The sequence below is a fragment of the Paenalcaligenes sp. genome (assembly GCF_030152715.1).
Taxonomy (GTDB): Bacteria; Pseudomonadota; Gammaproteobacteria; order Burkholderiales; family Burkholderiaceae_B; genus Paenalcaligenes; species Paenalcaligenes hermetiae.
Map to the genome: position 1 here is coordinate 1 of NZ_JASLIX010000011.1, position 16502 is coordinate 16502.

15 protein-coding genes are annotated in these 16502 nt (G+C 44.9%); 7 read left to right on the forward strand and 8 right to left on the reverse strand.

Annotated elements, in window-relative coordinates; genetic code table 11:
- The 5 genes from Q1V74_RS00730 to Q1V74_RS00750 form a co-directional block, all read right to left on the reverse strand.
- Nucleotides 1-833: glycosyltransferase family 4 protein (locus Q1V74_RS00730; protein ID WP_300646602.1), on the reverse strand; the 833-nt coding region annotated here is incomplete at its 3' end.
- Nucleotides 830-1555: a polysaccharide deacetylase family protein gene (locus Q1V74_RS00735; RefSeq protein WP_300646604.1), complete on the reverse strand. Its 726-nt coding sequence runs from the start codon at nucleotides 1553-1555 to the stop codon at nucleotides 830-832. The genes Q1V74_RS00735 and Q1V74_RS00730, both read right to left, overlap by 4 nt.
- Before the next feature lie 42 nt (nucleotides 1556-1597).
- Nucleotides 1598-2095, reverse strand: coding sequence for a nucleoside 2-deoxyribosyltransferase (locus Q1V74_RS00740; protein ID WP_300646605.1), 498 nt, complete (start codon nucleotides 2093-2095; stop codon nucleotides 1598-1600).
- A gap of 72 nt (nucleotides 2096-2167) precedes the next feature.
- Nucleotides 2168-2431 carry a hypothetical protein gene (locus tag Q1V74_RS00745; protein ID WP_260651028.1) on the reverse strand — a complete coding sequence of 88 codons (264 nt, stop codon included), beginning with the start codon at nucleotides 2429-2431 and terminating at the stop codon, nucleotides 2168-2170.
- Nucleotides 2432-2683: 252 nt separating this feature from the next.
- Nucleotides 2684-2890, reverse strand: a complete 207-nt coding sequence (locus tag Q1V74_RS00750; RefSeq protein ID WP_260651029.1) for a hypothetical protein — start codon at nucleotides 2888-2890, stop codon at nucleotides 2684-2686.
- Between the two features lie 152 nt (nucleotides 2891-3042).
- Here Q1V74_RS00750 and Q1V74_RS00755 point away from each other — a divergent pair, with 152 nt between their 5' ends.
- Complete coding sequence (locus Q1V74_RS00755; protein WP_300646606.1) at nucleotides 3043-5148, forward strand: PhoX family phosphatase; 2106 nt, start codon at nucleotides 3043-3045, stop codon at nucleotides 5146-5148.
- 50 nt (nucleotides 5149-5198) lie between these two features.
- On the opposite strand, the gene Q1V74_RS00760 is transcribed toward Q1V74_RS00755, so the two are convergent.
- Nucleotides 5199-6059, reverse strand: coding sequence for a LysR substrate-binding domain-containing protein (locus Q1V74_RS00760; protein ID WP_300646607.1), 861 nt, complete (start codon nucleotides 6057-6059; stop codon nucleotides 5199-5201).
- A gap of 109 nt (nucleotides 6060-6168) precedes the next feature.
- Here Q1V74_RS00760 and Q1V74_RS00765 point away from each other — a divergent pair, with 109 nt between their 5' ends.
- The 6 genes from Q1V74_RS00765 (at nucleotide 6169) to Q1V74_RS00790 (ending at nucleotide 14697) form a co-directional block, all read left to right on the forward strand.
- Nucleotides 6169-7275, forward strand: coding sequence for a putative 2-aminoethylphosphonate ABC transporter ATP-binding protein (locus Q1V74_RS00765; protein WP_300646608.1), 1107 nt, complete (start codon nucleotides 6169-6171; stop codon nucleotides 7273-7275).
- Nucleotides 7275-8993: a putative 2-aminoethylphosphonate ABC transporter permease subunit gene (locus Q1V74_RS00770; RefSeq protein ID WP_300646609.1), complete on the forward strand. Its 1719-nt coding sequence runs from the start codon at nucleotides 7275-7277 to the stop codon at nucleotides 8991-8993. The genes Q1V74_RS00765 and Q1V74_RS00770 overlap by 1 nt, the downstream gene beginning before the upstream one ends.
- Before the next feature lie 23 nt (nucleotides 8994-9016).
- Entirely contained in the window at nucleotides 9017-10030 is a 1014-nt protein-coding gene (locus tag Q1V74_RS00775) for a putative 2-aminoethylphosphonate ABC transporter substrate-binding protein (protein WP_300646611.1), read from the forward strand.
- Nucleotides 10031-10264: 234 nt separating this feature from the next.
- Complete coding sequence (locus Q1V74_RS00780) at nucleotides 10265-12283, forward strand: LamG-like jellyroll fold domain-containing protein (RefSeq protein ID WP_300646612.1); 2019 nt, start codon at nucleotides 10265-10267, stop codon at nucleotides 12281-12283.
- A gap of 14 nt (nucleotides 12284-12297) precedes the next feature.
- Nucleotides 12298-12501, forward strand: coding sequence for a hypothetical protein (locus Q1V74_RS00785; protein WP_300646613.1), 204 nt, complete (start codon nucleotides 12298-12300; stop codon nucleotides 12499-12501).
- A gap of 15 nt (nucleotides 12502-12516) precedes the next feature.
- Nucleotides 12517-14697 carry a phosphocholine-specific phospholipase C gene (locus Q1V74_RS00790; RefSeq protein ID WP_300646614.1) on the forward strand — a complete coding sequence of 727 codons (2181 nt, stop codon included), beginning with the start codon at nucleotides 12517-12519 and terminating at the stop codon, nucleotides 14695-14697.
- Nucleotides 14698-14742: 45 nt separating this feature from the next.
- Here Q1V74_RS00790 and gspF read toward each other — a convergent pair whose 3' ends face one another.
- Complete coding sequence (gene gspF / locus Q1V74_RS00795; protein ID WP_300646615.1) at nucleotides 14743-15942, reverse strand: type II secretion system inner membrane protein GspF; 1200 nt, start codon at nucleotides 15940-15942, stop codon at nucleotides 14743-14745.
- A gap of 1 nt (nucleotide 15943) precedes the next feature.
- Nucleotides 15944-16502 (reverse strand): ATPase, T2SS/T4P/T4SS family (locus Q1V74_RS00800; RefSeq protein ID WP_300646617.1); only part of this gene is annotated, 559 nt, incomplete at its 5' end.

Consider the following 16502-nt stretch of genomic DNA (forward strand, 5'->3'; position numbering starts at 1 on the left):
ACACAAAGATCGGCCGCCTCGTAGTAAGGGTGGATGGACTCAGTCTGCTCAACAAACTGTACACGGGCTTGGAGCTCAGGTGAGAGCTGTGTTATATAACTTTCAATAAAGGCTAGAGGGGGGCCAACTACTAAAAGTTTCAGAGTCGGAGCACAAGTCTTTAAAGCGGTAACCAGTGTGTTTAAGCCCTTGCTCAGTGGGTTGCGAGCCACCAGAATACTCACAACATCTTCTTTGCTAAAACCGAGTTTTTTGCGAGTCAGCGCGCGCTGCTCGGCATGAGTTTTTGGTATATGCACACCAGGCGTAATCACATCAAAGGGATAGGAAGTGTGATAGGCGGCTTGGATTTGCTTTTTTAGCCACTCTGAAACAACCACAGTGCGTTTAGGAGGTTGTTGATGTACTCGCTGTTTTTCTAGCCATAAATACATATTAAGGCGTGGACTGAGATAGGTGTTTACGCGTTTTAACCACGAGGTATGGCGATAAAGATGATGATAGCGTACCGATTTGACATGGAGTACGTCGATGTCTGCATTCCAACCGTTGGTATGTGAGTGCACTAAATCGTAAGATTGCGTATTGGTGATTTGTGCTGTTTTTTGAGCAAACCAAAAAGCTTGTAACCAACTGGGTAAATAGTTGGGGATAGAGACCAGAATGCGTGGGAGCTGTAGATCACACTGGGCGGCGTATTCTTTTGTGATAACGGTAATATCGTGGTATTGGCTTAATTCTCGCATCAGTTCGACCCCATAGGCTTCAGCCCCCCCGTATTCGTGGCCAAATTTATAACTAATAAAAGCGATACGTAATCGGGGCAAGCTCATGAGGCAAAACGCTTTTTATGTTCAAGTTGAGTCAGGCATTTTTGCAAAAAGCGCAGTAGATGGGTAGAGCGAGAGACTGTAACGCGGGGCAGCTCAAAGGGGTTATCGGTATTTAACGCTAAACCGCGGGCTGTAGTTGTGGCATTGGTATAACCACTGTTTTGTGTCCATTGCTGAATGGTTGCGTTGTAATGGCCGTAAGGATAGCAAAACGCAGTGACTTCGACTTGAAAGCGATTTTCTAAATCGATTTTTGATTGTTGGATTTGTTGTTGTGCTTGTGCGGCGCTGATTTCTGGCAAGTGTACATGATCCATGGTATGAGAGCCAATTTCTTGGCCAGCAGCTAGCCATTGATGTAGCTCGGCCTCGCTCATTAAAGCAGAGCGAGGAATACCTTTGTGGTGATCCCAAAAATTATCACCGCTAAGGTGATTACTAACAATGTAGTTAGTAGAGGTAAAACCGAGCGCTTGTAGTACGGGCAGGGCATTGTGCAAGACATTTTGATAGCCATCATCAAAAGTAATACCAATAACTTTACCGTGTTTTTCACCTCGCAGATAAGGCATGAGGTCTTGCATGGATAGGCCGGTATAACCAAAACGCTTTAGCCAGCGCATTTGCTGTGTAAAACGTTTTGGGTGAACAGTGAGACCACGATAAGGTGTGCCTTTAGGTGCAGGCTCACCAATTTGGTGATACATCAAAATGGGAATCATAGCAGCAGAATATAAAAAGCAATACGGCTATAGTAACACTGCTTAATCGTACCAGTGGCCTTGAAGATGAATAATAGCCGCTAATAAATCTCCGAATACAACTTGGCAAGAAATGCCCAGCATGAGGTTTAAAGGCAGGTTGAAGTCTTCAACTAAACATTCATTTTGATCTAACCATTGCTGGCGAGATTCATCAAAATAAATAGGTCCATAAAATGTTTTTACTTGATCTTTTAGGGTGGTGGGTCCTGCTAAATAGCCAATGACAGGTTTTCCAAGTGCTGTGGCGTAGCCTACCTCAAAGGCTGTACCAGAGTCGGGCTCGGCGCCACGAAAAGGATTAAGGTTGGCAAGAACCGCATCAGCCTTTTGGATCAGTTGAATGTTAGCATCATAAATACCCCGTGCGGTATTGGCGACGCCATCGGCAGGGTGTAGAGGTTCAAAGCCATGAGCGATACACCATTGTTTGTGTTGCTCGGCGCGGGTTTGGGCATCGGGAGCGAAGACATCCGGTCCGGCTAAATAGACTTTTTTCATAGCATCTCTCCAGTTTGATGGGGTGTAGGGAGAGTAGCAGATATTAAAAAAGCCTGCTAGGCAGGCTTTGGATTAGTGCATGGGCTCGTTTCGTGAAGCCACATGATGCACGTCTTTAAGACGGAAGCGAAAGCGCACAGGCTGACCTTTTTGACATGCACCGTCTGCGGTATAGGTGGTGCAGCCAAATAACGGACCGCTGTAAATGACGGTACTAGCAATTTTAGGCCCGTTTTTAGGCTGTAAATAAACAATATCACCGAGACGAATATCAGTTTTGTTGAGTGCGGCGTGTTCGGGTCGTGCGACCAAATCAGTAGGATAAATGGTTTTCATTATAAAGCTCCTTAATTGTTGTTATAGCTATTTTTTTAATAAAGATAAGCACGTCAATTTAAATATAGAGTAATTATAGGGACGTGTTATGAATGAATGATGACAATCATTCAGATATATAGAGGGATAGTAGCGTGTATAGGGTTTTTAGAAAATACGATAAAACCCCTAGATAATAAACCAGTATCACAGACCTGCTTACTGTCGTCAAGCAAAATAATGCTCCCGATCCGTAATGGAATAAAAGAGGAACTAGTCTTGCCGTAAGTCTCGGTCAGGATAAAGCAGCTCAAAATCTGCACGTTGTACAAGATGGACCTTGCCATCAAAGCAAATGCGGTGGTGGTGTTCCATGCCGGGTAGTTCTGCTGGGCCCATATAACGGCCAGCTTGTTGGTACATGGAGTGCGCTGGGTTAGTGATATGAATTTCAGCGCCTAGGCGTATTGATAATGTCATAGTCGTTTAGTTCGTTTCATTTTACTTGCTTTATTCTAGCGAAATTTAGCCGTATGTGGCGTAGTGTTTATGAAACGTCACGAGGTTTTCATATTGTTTTGTCACAATTTCACTGTTTTCCTTTTCCGATCAACTACTTTAAAGAGTCAGTGATGAGTGATTTTGATTGGGATAATATCCCAGCGAACCGAACAAAAACCACCCCTTTTCATGAGCTTGTTGAGGCCGCGCAATCGCGTCGTGGCTTTTTAAAAACAGGATTGGGGCTTAGCGCCATTGGTTTTTTTGGTCTTGGCTTAGCTGCCTGTGGTGGTAGTAGCGGCTCCGATGATTGGGTTGCTGATCAATCCGGCTTGCCTGAGTTTAATCCAGAGGAAATTAAAGCGTTTGCTGGGTTAGAGGCAAATACGTTAGACACAGTGACTGTGCCAGATGGCTACCGTCATGCCGTGATTAACCGCTGGGGGGATAAGCTACATGTAAGCTCCCCAGAGTTTCGTGGTGATGCGAGTGAAGGCGCGCGAGCACAGTTGCAGCAAATTGGTTATAACCACGATGGTTTGCACTTTTTCCCCATCGATGGCAAAGACAGTATTAGTGGCAGTAGCACAGAAGGACTATTAGTTACTAACCATGAATATATTACCCCGCATTTCTTTTTCCCCAAAGGTATCGTACCGGGCGGAGAGGGCTGGAATGCAGATTGGGTACGTAAATCGCAACACGCTCAAGGAGCCTCTGTGGTTCATGTGCGTCTTAATGATCAAGGGCTTTGGGAGCCTGTTTTAGATTCTAAGTATAACCGTAGTGTAAATGGTAATACCTTAATGGAATTAGTAGGCCCCGCAGCAGGAAATGCTTCCGTGCGTACCAATGAAGATCCAGAAGGGCGTTATGTGTATGGTACTTTTGGTAACTGCGGTAATGGATATACGTATTGGAATACCTATCTGACTTGTGAGGAAAACTTTACGGATTATTTTGGGATTGGCACAAAAAAATCCGATGATGTGGATTACAAGCCTTATTTGACAGATAAGCAGATAGAAGCCTTTAAGCGTTATAAAGGATTAAGTAAAACTTCCAGTAGTTCTTATCGCTGGGATACCCATGATGAGCGTTTTGATTGGACAATAGAGCCAAATGAAGTAAATCGATTTGGTTGGGTGGTGGAAATAGATCCTTTTGATCCGACCTCTAAGCCGAAAAAACTGACTGCTTTAGGACGTTTTAAGCATGAAAACGCTGCCATTACTTTAGCACCCGATAATCGTGTGGTGGTGTATATGGGAGATGACCAGCGTAGTGAATATATTTATAAGTTTGTCTCCTCAGGTAAATATCAGCCAAATAATGATGCAGCCAATCGCTCTTTACTGCACGAAGGAACTCTATATGTAGCGGTATTTAGCGACAATGAGGCAACAGATGGCAGCTTTATGGGATCCGGTAAGTGGGTACCATTAGTACTAAGTACACCAACGGTAGATGGCGGTCGTTTAAGTGATTTATTTAGTGATATGGGAGAGTTATTAGTCCATACACGTCAAGCGGCTGATGCGGTAGGTGCGACACCTATGGATCGCCCAGAGTGGGTTGCTGTACATCCTCATACTAAAGAAGTTTTTGTCACCTTGACGAATAACTCAGAGCGAGGCGGTGGTAAAGAGCGTTACCCAGATGGTCCTAAACATCCGGACGCTTATGGTCCCAATCCGCGTAATAAAAATGCGTACGGTCAAATTGTACGCTGGCGTGAGGCCGGAAGTGATGCTGCTGCCGAAACCTTTGAGTGGGATGTGTTTGTGCTAGCGGGTAACCCCAATGTGCATGATGATATTTATGCGGGTACAGACAATATCGATAAGCGTAATACATTTAATAGCCCAGATGGTTTAGCTGTGGATCCGCGTGGATTGTTGTGGATTCAAACCGACGGCAGCTATTCAAATAGTGGTGCTTACGAAGGACAAGGTAATAACAGCATGCTGGTGGCAGACCCAGAAAGTAAAGTTATTCGTCGCTTTATGGTAGGGCCTAAAGGCTGTGAAGTAACCGGGATTACTTGGACACCAGATATGAAATATATTTTTATTAATATTCAACACCCCGGTGAAGGACAGAGCGTATCAGAGGCGCAAGCGAATCCGACGGCGGTATCGACGTGGCCAGAAGGTCCTGCAGCTCAACGTCCTCGTCCAGCAACAGTTGTTATTTGGCGTGAGGATGGCGGAGTAGTAGGTACTTTCCCCGCTTAATACATCGAAGTAAAGTAAAAGCCAACTGAATACTCAGTTGGCTTTTTTTGTTAGGCAGCAGGTAAATGCTGTAAAAAGGCTTGAATTAGCGGGGCGTTACGACGCTCTTGGAGAATATAAACATATTCATTTAAATGTAGAGATAAGTCGCTGATGGGGATGATGACTAAAGAGGGGTGGTCGGGGGTTTCTTTAGAGGGAAGAAGGCTACATCCTATATTTTTTAATAATCCCCAATGGATGGCTTCTCGACTACCAAACTCCATACTGTGTCGTAACTCTACACCGAGTGCTTTACAGGTATCTAGTATTGCTTTTCGAGTCATGGAGCCTGGTTCGCGTAAAAGTAAGGTGTGACGTTTTAAGTCACTGAGACGGATATGAGGTTGTGAAGCAAGAGGGTGGGATCGATGGGCCACTAGCTGGAGCGTGTCCACAGCAAGTAGACGTCTATATAAGCGTTTGTTTTCAATAAGTAAAGAGGAGGAGCCAATTTCCACCTCATAGTTGAGTACAGCTTCTAGCACTTTTTCAGAATTTTGTTGGGAAAAAGCGAGTGAAATATGGGGATGGTGTTGATTAAAGGCGCGCAGGCTAGGTAATAAATAATAAGGACCTGTGGCACTGATACGTAGTGTGCCACGTTGTAGAGACCTAAAATCGCGTAGCATAAATTCAATATGGCTCGCTTGGCGTTGTAAGTCATGAATTTTTGGTAATAGCTGTCGTGCCTCTTCACTCGGGACAAGGGCTTTACCTTGGCGGTAAAACAACTCTACACCATATTTATCCTCCATTTGACGGATGTAGTTGGTCACGGAGGGTTGACTCAGGCCGAGTCGTTGAGCTGCTTGGGTGATGCTCCCTGTTTGAGCAACGAGGGCAAGCGCTTGAATAGGTAGCGATAACATAAGTACATGAAGGTTGAGTAAATAAATAATTAAATACCACTATTACTAAAATTTAGTGACCTGTCATTGAAGAACAATATTCGGCACGCATACTAAGGGCTGTTAAAAGATGATGGAGTCAATGATGGATGACGAAGAGGCTTTTTTATCCATAGAGCATGTAACAAAAAAATTTGGTGCTTTTACGGCTTTAGATGCGGTTTCTCTTGAATTAAGAGCAGGGGAGCTGGTTTGCTTACTGGGGCCTTCAGGCTGTGGAAAAAGTACATTGCTACGCTGTATTGCTGGATTACACCGTCAGGATGATGGACGTATTTTTCTAGCAAATCGTGAGATAGGTCAATTGCCTGCGCAGCAAAGAGACTATGGCATGTTGTTTCAATCTTATGCTTTATTTCCGAATTTAACGGTGGAGCAAAATGTAGCTTATGGATTAAGTCAACGTCGTCGCTTAGCACCTGTGGTGCACAAGCGGGTACGAGAAATGCTGGACTTGGTAGGGTTAGGGCATTTAGCGCAACGATATCCGAGTCAGTTATCAGGAGGGCAGCAGCAGCGCGTGGCCTTGGCGCGTGCTTTGGCACCTTCGCCATCCTTGCTTTTATTAGATGAGCCTATGTCTGCTTTAGATGCTCGTATTCGGGAGCAGCTTCGTATTGATTTGCGAAACTTACAGCGCAAGCTAGGTATTACGACGCTAATGGTTACGCATGATCAAGAAGAGGCCATGATGATGGCGGATAGGATTGCGGTGATGGATCAAGGCAAAATCCAGCAGTTTGCTAGACCTCAGGATTTATACCGGCAGCCTGCAAATACGTTTGTGGCTGATTTTATCGGTGATAGTAACTGTCTCTTTTATGAACGTCTTGATACTTATGTGGCCCAAGTCGGAGAGCTGCAAGTACATACCGCTATGCCCTTGTTGCAGCCGAATGGTCGACTCTATGTGCGGCCAGAACAAATACAACTTGCCCCAGTAGGAGAGAGTCGTAGGCCAGCACTGCAAAAAAACTGGTTTATTGCTCATTTTATAGACGCGGTTTTTTTGGGTCGTTATTACAAGCTGTTTTTTCAGCTAGAGCGTGCGGATCAAACGCAGATAGAAGTTTTGCTTCCAGCTGCACAAGCTGAGCCTTATATGCAGGGGTTAGGGAAAAAGTACTGGTTACATTTGCCTAGTGAAGCACTGGCTGTTTATAAGGAAGTTGCCTAATGCCAGTTACTGTACCTCGCTTAGCTTACCCCAGCTGGTTTTTTACTTTACAAGAGTTGGTGATCCAGGGATTACGTTGGGTCATTTTGGGCATTTTTCTGATGTTTTTAGCGGTGCCTCTTCTCTTTATTTTTATTCGAGCCTTTCAGAATGAGGCCATGCAATGGGTAGGGGTAAGCCTATTTCTGGATATTGTACAGGCGCCCGGGTTTTTTCAAGCTGTTCAGCAAAGTGTGTATGTGGGACTGGCGACGGTGGTGATCGTGATTCCTTTGGCCTATGCCTTTGCTTTTATGTTGCATAGAACACAAGTGCCATATAAGCCTTTTTGGGAAATGATCGCACTACTTCCTTTACTTGCTCCCTCTTTATTACCAGGTATTTCCTTGGTGTATTTGTTTGGCAATCAGGGTTTATTTAAAGAGTTATTGGGGGCGAGCAGTATTTATGGCTTTAAAGGCATTGTATTAGGCGAGGCGTTTTACACCTTTCCTCATGCATTGATGGTGTTACGTACCGGATTAGCCATGGGGGATGTACGTCTTTATGAAGCCGCAAAGTCAATGGGAGCTGGGGCGTGGCGTCGCTTTAGCACCATTACTTTTCCATCGAGTCATTATGCTGTTTTTTCCGCTGGGTGTTTAGTTTTTACTCTGAGTGTCACGGATTTTGGAGTGCCTAAAGTGATAGGGGGGCACTATAACGTGGTGGCTCTAGAAGCTTATAAGGCGGTAGTAGGTCAATTACAGTTTGGTAAGGGGGCAGCAATCGGTTTGCTGTTATTGGTACCTGCTTTACTTACATTTTTCGTAGATTACTTTTTAAGAAAAAAGCAAAGTAAAACAAGGCAGACTGCGCAAGGTTTTTTTGTAGAGCGCCATCGTTGGCGAGATAGGAGTTTTTTGCTAATTACTTTGCTGGTTTGCTTGTGGTTATTGCTTGTTATTGGTGTGGCCGTTTGGGCATCATTTATTCAGTTTTGGCCATATAACCTAAGCTTTAGCTTACGGTCTTATGATTTTGACAATATGGCAGGTGGTGGATGGCTAGCGTGGATAAATAGCTTAAAACTCGCGTTGTTAACGGCGGTATTTGGGGCAGTGCTGGTGTTTTTAAATGCGTGGCTCATTAATAAAGTACTAGTCACGAGATCATTTGGTTTATGGGTGAATCAATGTATTCGGTTTTGTGTACTTATGCCAATGGCAGTACCAGGGTTAGTACTAGGGCTTGGTTATATTTTGTTTTTTAATCATCCAGCGAATCCTTTGCGGCATTTATATGGGGGGATGACCTTACTCGTCATTTGTACCGTCGTGCATTTTTATACGAGTGCGTATTTAACAATGCAATCTACATTGGATCGTTTAGCCCCAGAAATTGAAGCAGCGGCTGCATCGCTTAAAGCGTCAGCTTGGCAGACTCTGTGGCGAGTCACCTTGCCATTGAGCTTTCCTACTATTTTGCAAATTATTCGTTATTTATTTGTATCGGCAATGACTACCGTCTCGGCGGTGGTGTTTTTATATAGTCCGCAAACCGTATTGGCGGCCGTAGCTGTACTGAATATGGATGATGCCGGTCATATTGGTGCGGCAGCAGCAATGAGTGTGTTGATTATGAGTAGTTCGGCGATGGTGTCAGTGCTTTTACATCTGGCAACACGCACAGTACGTAAACGAAGTCAGGCGTGGCAGGCTTTGCCTGATACCTATTGATCTAAATAGAATTAGGATTTTTCATGAAACGAGTTTTATTCTCCTCTTTATTAGGTGCCACTTTAGTAGGGCAAGCATTTGCAGCGACGACTACATTAACGGTGTACTCGGCTTTAGAAGCAGATCAGCTGCAGGTCTATGAAAAAGCGTTTAACGCGGTTTATCCCGATATTAAATTACAGTGGGTACGGGATTCGACAGGGATTGTGACAGCTAAGTTACTCGCTGAGAAAAACAATCCTAAGGCTGATGCGGTATGGGGGCTGGCTGGTTCTGCGCTGGGGTTACTGGCAAGCCAGGATATGTTGCAACCTTATGCTCCACAGGGGTTGGATTCGATTAACAGCAAAATGCGCGATGCTGAAAATCCCCCGGCTTGGGTAGGAATGAGTGGCTATGCTTCAGTGCTATGTGTGAATACGGTAGAGTTGGAAAAGCAAAAACTGCCTATGCCTAGTTCTTGGGAAGATTTATTAAAGCCTGACTACGCTGGGAAAATTGTCATGCCAAATCCCGCTTCTTCTGGTACAGGCTTTTTAGATGTCAGCGCTTGGTTACAGTTGTTTGGGGAAGAAAAAGGCTGGACCTATATGGATGGTTTGCATAAAAACATTGGCTCTTATACGCACTCTGGGTCTAAGCCGTGTAACTTGGCAGCTGCGGGTGAGTATCCAATAGGTATATCTTTTGATTACCGAGGTGTGCGCTTGAAAGAGCAAGGCGCTCCTTTAGCCCTGGTATTCCCTAGTGAGGGTTTAGGTTGGGAAATCGAGGCTGCAGCGATTATTAAAGGCAGTAAAAATATGGATGCTGCCCAAAAATTAGCAGATTTTTCAGCGAGTGAAGCAGCAGCGCAGATGTATAAAGAGCAATTTGCTGTATTAGCTCGGCCTGTGGCAGCGGGTGGAAATCCAGAGCTCCCTTCTGATTTGAACCAGCGTTTGATTGATAATGACTTTGCTTGGTCTGCAACGAATCGTGAGCGCATTATTAAAGAATGGACAAAACGCTACGATGGCAAAACAGAAGCTAAATAATCAAAGTTTTAACTGAGAAGTAAAAGAAGCCCCGCTCTAGTAGCGGGGTTTTTTGTCTTGTCTTTAGATTTAAAAAAAATAATAACGGTATATGAAAATTTGTGTCATTTGTCATCACTACACAATACCTAGCTCCGATACTTGCAGTAGTGCCACGGCGTGTGGTCTAGAGTTTTATTTTAAGTGAAGGCAGCAATGATGAGAGTAATACAAATGAGGCGATGGTTGAAAGTTATGGTGAAAGCAGGTGGCCTCGCCTTAACGTTAACATTAGCAGCTTGTGGTGGCTCAGGGGGTGGCACAGAGCTTGTGACAGAAGATGAGCCTTCTTCTAGCTTGGATTTTTTAGCTCAAGGTGGAAAAAAGCTGTTAGTGGTGCAAGTAGACGGATTGGGCTATGAGTATTTGCAAGAGGAGCTAAAACAATTACCAGAGTTAGCTCGTTTAAATACGAGGTTACCCTTGCGCTCAGGAGGTTATGAGGGTACGCCTACTGAGCAGCCAACCACAGCTTTACCTAGTTGGGCATCGTTATTAACCGGTGTATGGGCTAATGAACATGGCATTTCTCAAGTACACCCCAAAACGCTTGAGTTTAAAGTTGATAGTTTATTTAGTCATTTAGAGCAGAAAGAGCAGGAGAAACTGTCTCGTGCTTTGGTGGTAAGTGAGCCGGCGTATGCTGAGCTTTTACAGCAAGAGAGTGAGAGAGGGGTATTGACGCTAGTGAACTGCGATAGTGATGAGCAATGTGTGACTGAGCAGACGCAAGCACACATTGAAGCAGGGACTACGGTCATTATGGCGCAATATCAGGAGCCATTGCTAAAAGCGACGGAAGGGTTAGGAACTAAAGCGTATCAAGAAGCAGTACGCCATACTTTGCAAGACATCAGCCGTTTACTTCAACGTATTGCTGAGCGAGAGCAGGCTGATGAGAGTGAATCATGGCAAGTATTACTGCTCAATAGCTATGGCTTAGATGCGTATGGAGTGGCGACAGGCTCACAATTCATTGGCAATAAAACAGGTTGGCTAGCGACCGACTTGTCGGTAGGGGTGCTGGGGCTTACTGCGTTGTCTGGTAAGCCTGTTTCTGACTTAGATGCGGCCGCTATTGTGGATATTGTGCCTACGGTATTGGAATATTTTGATGTACCGGTTGATGTGGAAACGTATTCTTTAGCAGGCAATTCTTTAACCGTCGATAGTAAGATTACGGCCTTGGGTTATGAGTCTAACCCACAAAATAATACGCTCAGTTTGCATTGGCAGCTGTTACAAAGCACAGCTAATGCAGAGCCCATTGAGCTATATAGAGATGGGATATTGGTAGCTACTTTGGCAGCCGATGCGCAAACTTATGTTGATAAGTCAGTGGGTGGGGAAAAAGAAGAGCAAATACTGAGCTACCGTTATCTTTTGAAAAAAGGGGCGGCGCTAGCAACAGTAAACGCAGAGTATTTAAATATTCCTCCGGTCACTTTAGATGCCTCTTTTAAAGAGAAACTAGTTGTGTATTACCCTTTTGCGACTCAGCCTGCTGTGGATGCAATGCAGGGATCGACGTTGTCGCCCTGGAATAACCAGCAATCTGGATTGAGTTTAACGCCTATCGCCTTGGAGGGAAATGCACCGACTTTTGGTTTAGCTGTTGACACCGCTGTGCATACACAGGGGAAAGTCGCTGGTTTTAAATTACACCTAAACAAAGACGTAACAACGGATGACTCAGTGCGCGCTTTTACCATTGGTTTTTGGTTTAAGGTCAGTGGAACCTGTCATGGGTATGGCACGAGTATTTTGGCTAATAAAAACTATGAATCAGGTAATACCGCTGGGTTAGCTTTAGGGCTGTTTAACCGAAACGGTTGTGATATCCGATTTAATACAGGAGATGGTAGTAGCCGTAACGAAGCTCAGGGGTATAACGTCACCCGAAATGAGTGGGCTTATGTGGCGCTAGCTATTGATAAAGATAAGCGACAACTATTTGCTTATGTTATTGACCCTGTCTTGGGACAGCAAAATGGGGTGATTACTCTTGATCCATCCAAGCTCAATGCCCTAGGGGGAGCAAAACAAAGCATGCTGAGTTTTGCAGAGGACATTACTGGGCAGTATACCCACCGCAATAGCACCGTGACTCAAAGTGCCTATGCTGATTTGGCAATATGGGAGCGGGCGTTGAACTTAGATGAGGTGCTGGCGATTTACTTATCTCGTCAACCTCTATCCACTTTACTTCCTTAATTAAGGGGTTTTATATGTTGAAAATAAGCAGAATGCTCAATGGGGCAGGTCATGCTGTGCGTGCTGCAGGAATAACCACAGCCTTTTTGCTGACTGTGCTTTTAAGCGCATGTGGTAGTGGGGGATCAGATACGGGCTTGAATACTGGCGGAGGCGGGACGGAAACGCCGGAGCAGCCCTCTGACAAAAAACCTGTTCAATTGCACTGTGCACCTTAAAAGTAGAGAAGAGAAATGAGTTTATCTAGACGTAATTTTATTCGTAGTATGACTTCCTCTGGGGTTGCCGCTGCTTCATTGGCGACTTTCCCTCCTAGTATTCGTAAAGCCTTAGCTATTCCTGCCAATAATCGTACTGGTACGATTAAAGATGTAGAGCATATTGTCATTTTGATGCAGGAAAACCGATCCTTTAATCATTATTTTGGCACATTGAAAGGGGTAAGAGGTTTTGGTGATCGATTTACCATACCCTTGCCAGGAGGGCGTCAGGTTTGGGAGCAGAAAGATGATAAAGGTAATGTTATTTTGCCCTATCATTTAGATGGCTCTAAAGGTAATGCACAGCGTGTTAATGGGACACCGCATACCTGGGTAGACGGACAGGCGGCGTGGGATCATGGACGTATGAGCGAGTGGCCTCGTTATAAAAATGCTCATTCTATGGGGTACTATCGCGAAACGGAAATTCCTTTTCAGTTTGCGTTAGCAAACGCATTTACAATTTGTGATGCCTACCATTGCTCTATGCATACGGGTACAAACTCAAATCGTTTATTTTTATGGACGGGGACTAATGGCCCAAGTGCAGGTGGTGAGGCCGTAGTTAATAATGTTTGGGACAGTATTGGTTCATCTAAATTAGGGTTTGAGTGGACCACTTACCCAGAGCGCTTGGAGAAAGCTGGGGTTAGCTGGAAAGTTTATCAAAATATGCCAGATAATTTTACAGATAACCCCTTATCTGGCTTTAAACAGTACCGTAAGGCAAATGAAGATTCAGGTAAGCCCGTAAAATCAAGTGGCTCTTCACCTGCTTATGCACCAGAGGATGATATCAATACCCCTCTTTATAAGGGGATTGCAAATACCATGCCAGATGGTGGCTTTTTAGAGCAGTTACGCCAAGATGTTTTAAATAATGAATTACCACAAGTTTCTTGGGTGGTAGCACCTGCGACTTACTCTGAACATCCTGGTCCTTCCAGTCCAGTTCAAGGGGCCTGGTATACCCAAGAGTTGCTTAATGCATTAACCGCTAACCCTGAAGTATGGAGTAAAACGGTTTTTATCGTAAACTTTGATGAAAACGATGGTTACTTTGACCACTGCCCATCACCGTCAGCACCCTCTTATTTGCCTGATGGAAGTAAAGCGGGTAAAACCACGCTTTCAGAAGAAGCCTTAAGTTACGAGTACTACACTCATCCCAATCCTAAAGGTATAGTGGGGCAGCCTAAACCAGATAAAAAAGTGTATGGTCCAGGGATTCGTGTGCCTATGTATGTGATTTCCCCTTGGAGTCGTGGCGGCTGGGTTAACTCTGAAACCTTTGATCACACTTCTGTTATTCGTTTTATTGAGGAGCGTTTTGGTGTTAAAGAGCCTAACATCAGTCCGTTTCGACGCGCAGTCTGTGGAGATTTAACTTCCGCTTTTAACTTTACATCGCCTAATAATGAGCCTATACCTTATTTAGAAGGGACACGAACTAAAGAAGAGGCTGATACTATTCGTAAGGAGCAGGAGCGTTTAGCTCAAGTACCACGTCCTTTAGATCCACAGTTACCCGTACAGCATACCGGCGTACGTCCTTCACGAGCTTTAGATTATGAGCTACATGTGAGTGCACGTTGTGATCATAAAGATGGAGTACAGTTAATTTTTTCTAATACAGGTAAAAATGCAGCAGTGTTTCATGTTTATGATAAGTTAAATTTAGACCGTATTCCACGTCGCTACATGGTGGAGGCAGGCAAAAGTTTGGAAGACACGTGGGATGTGATCAAAGATAATGTAGGGCGTTATGATCTATGGGTCTTAGGTCCTAATGGTTTCCACCGTCATTTTAAAGGGGATGTAACGCGTCTTGAGGCGACGGCAGCCCTACCAGAGATCCGTGTATGTTATGACGTCGCCAATGGCGATGTGTATGTGGAGCTGCTAAATGGCGGTAAAGCGACGTGTACGTTTACTGTTCAGGCAGATTATTACCGTGAGGATGGTCCTTGGACAGTAACAGTGGAGCCAGCGCGTAAAGAGTCACTTTCTTGGGATTTGCGCCAAAGTGGGCGTTGGTATGACTTCTCCTTACGCTGCGATAGTGACCCTAGTTTTTACCGCCGTTTTGCCGGACGAGTAGAAACGGGTGAGCATGGTGTGAGTGATCCGGCCTTAGGTTTAGTGGATTTTTAGTTAGGTAATATATAGGTAAAAAAGGGCTGATATTTCAGCCCTTTTTTATTGGATCAGCTGGTTGAGTTGAATAATAGGCAGCATCACAGCTAAGACTATCAATAGCACCATGCCACCCATTCCTAAAATCATTAAAGGTTCCAGCAGGGCAGTTGTAGTAATCGCTCGTTGTTCTAGCTCAGAGGAAAAGGAATGCGCGGCATGATCAAGCATTTTGGGAAGCTGTCCCGTACGTTCACCACTTTGGATTAAATGCACTAGCAAGGGGGGAAAACAGTGTTGCTGCTGCAGGGCAAGTCCTAGAGAGCTGCCTTCGCGCACTTGTAAACTTGCTTCAGTAATAGCTTGACGTAAATAAGTGTTTTGGATGGTTTTGTTGGCGGCCTCTAAAGCCTGTAGTAAAGGCACACTACTGTTTGTCAGGATGGCTAAGGTAGAAGCAAAACGAGCAACATCTAAGCCTTGAATGTATTGGCCAATAAGAGGAGCATGCAGGCATTTTTTGTCCCAGGCTAAGCGGGAGGCGGGTTGTCGTAATGCGATACGCCAGATAATGATGGTGCTAGCGCTGATGAGTGCAATAAGCCAACCCCATTGTTGGATTAGGTCACTCGTCCAAAGCATGACAAGGGTTAAGGGCGGTAAACTTTGTTTAGTTTGCGTAAACGCCCCTACAACTTGGGGCACCACATAGCTTAAGAGAAAGATAATGATGGCGACTGAGACCACGCTTACAATAATGGGGTAAATGAAAGCTGAAAGAAGTTTATTGCGCAGAGCGTTACGCTGCTCAATGTAATCCGCTAAGCGCGTTAAAATTTGATCGAGCTCGCCTGATTGCTCTCCAGCGTCGACAAGTGCGCAGTAAATAACAGGAAAAACCTGTGGGAACTTTGCCAGGGCCTCACCTAAGCGATGGCCAGCTCTGACCTCAGCGCGTATATGGGTCAAAATATCGCGCACGGACTTTTGCTCACCTTGATCGATAATAGCTGTTAACGCTGCTTCTAAAGGAAGCTGAGCACTAAGTAAGCTAGCCAATTGTCGAGTGAGCCAGCCTAGCTCTTTATCACTGATTTTTTTACGTGAAGAAAAAAAAGTCAGTCGTCGAGGCTGTAAACGTAAAGGTAGAAGACCCTGTTGCTGTAAGAGCTGATGGGCTTTGTCAAGAGAGTCCGCTTCGATATCTCCTTTTTGCTTTTTGCCTTGGGCATCAAGAGCTTGATAAGAAAAGCGTTGTTTCATCTTAGTCTTCATCCATACGCGTTACGCGCTTTAACTCTTCGAGCGAGCTGACGCCTTGTTCCACCCAGCGTAAGCCATCTTGATACAGGTTTTGCATACCCTGTTGCTGTGCATATTGGCGCAACTGGGTTTCGTCTGCTCCTGTGCTGATGAGTCGGCGTAGCTCCTGATCCAGAATAAAAAGCTCATGGATACCAGTGCGTTGCTTATAGCCGGTATGGGCGCACTGCTCGCAGCCTTGGCTGAGCCAACGCTTGGGCTGATCCGGAGCAGGGATTTTGCAGTGGTCACAAAGCTTACGTAATAAACGCTGAGCTAAAACGCCTTGTAGTGTTGAAGCAAGTAAAAAGGGTTCTACGCCCATTTCGATCAGCCGCGTGGCGGCAGAGACGGCGTCGTTGGTATGAAGGGTAGCTAAAACTAAATGCCCCGTTAAGGAGGCTTGGACTGCAATTTGTGCTGTTTCTAAATCGCGAATCTCTCCAATCATGATGACGTCTGGGTCTTGGCGTAAGATAGCGCGTAAAGCAGTGGCAAAGTGTAGCTCAATCCTTGGGTTG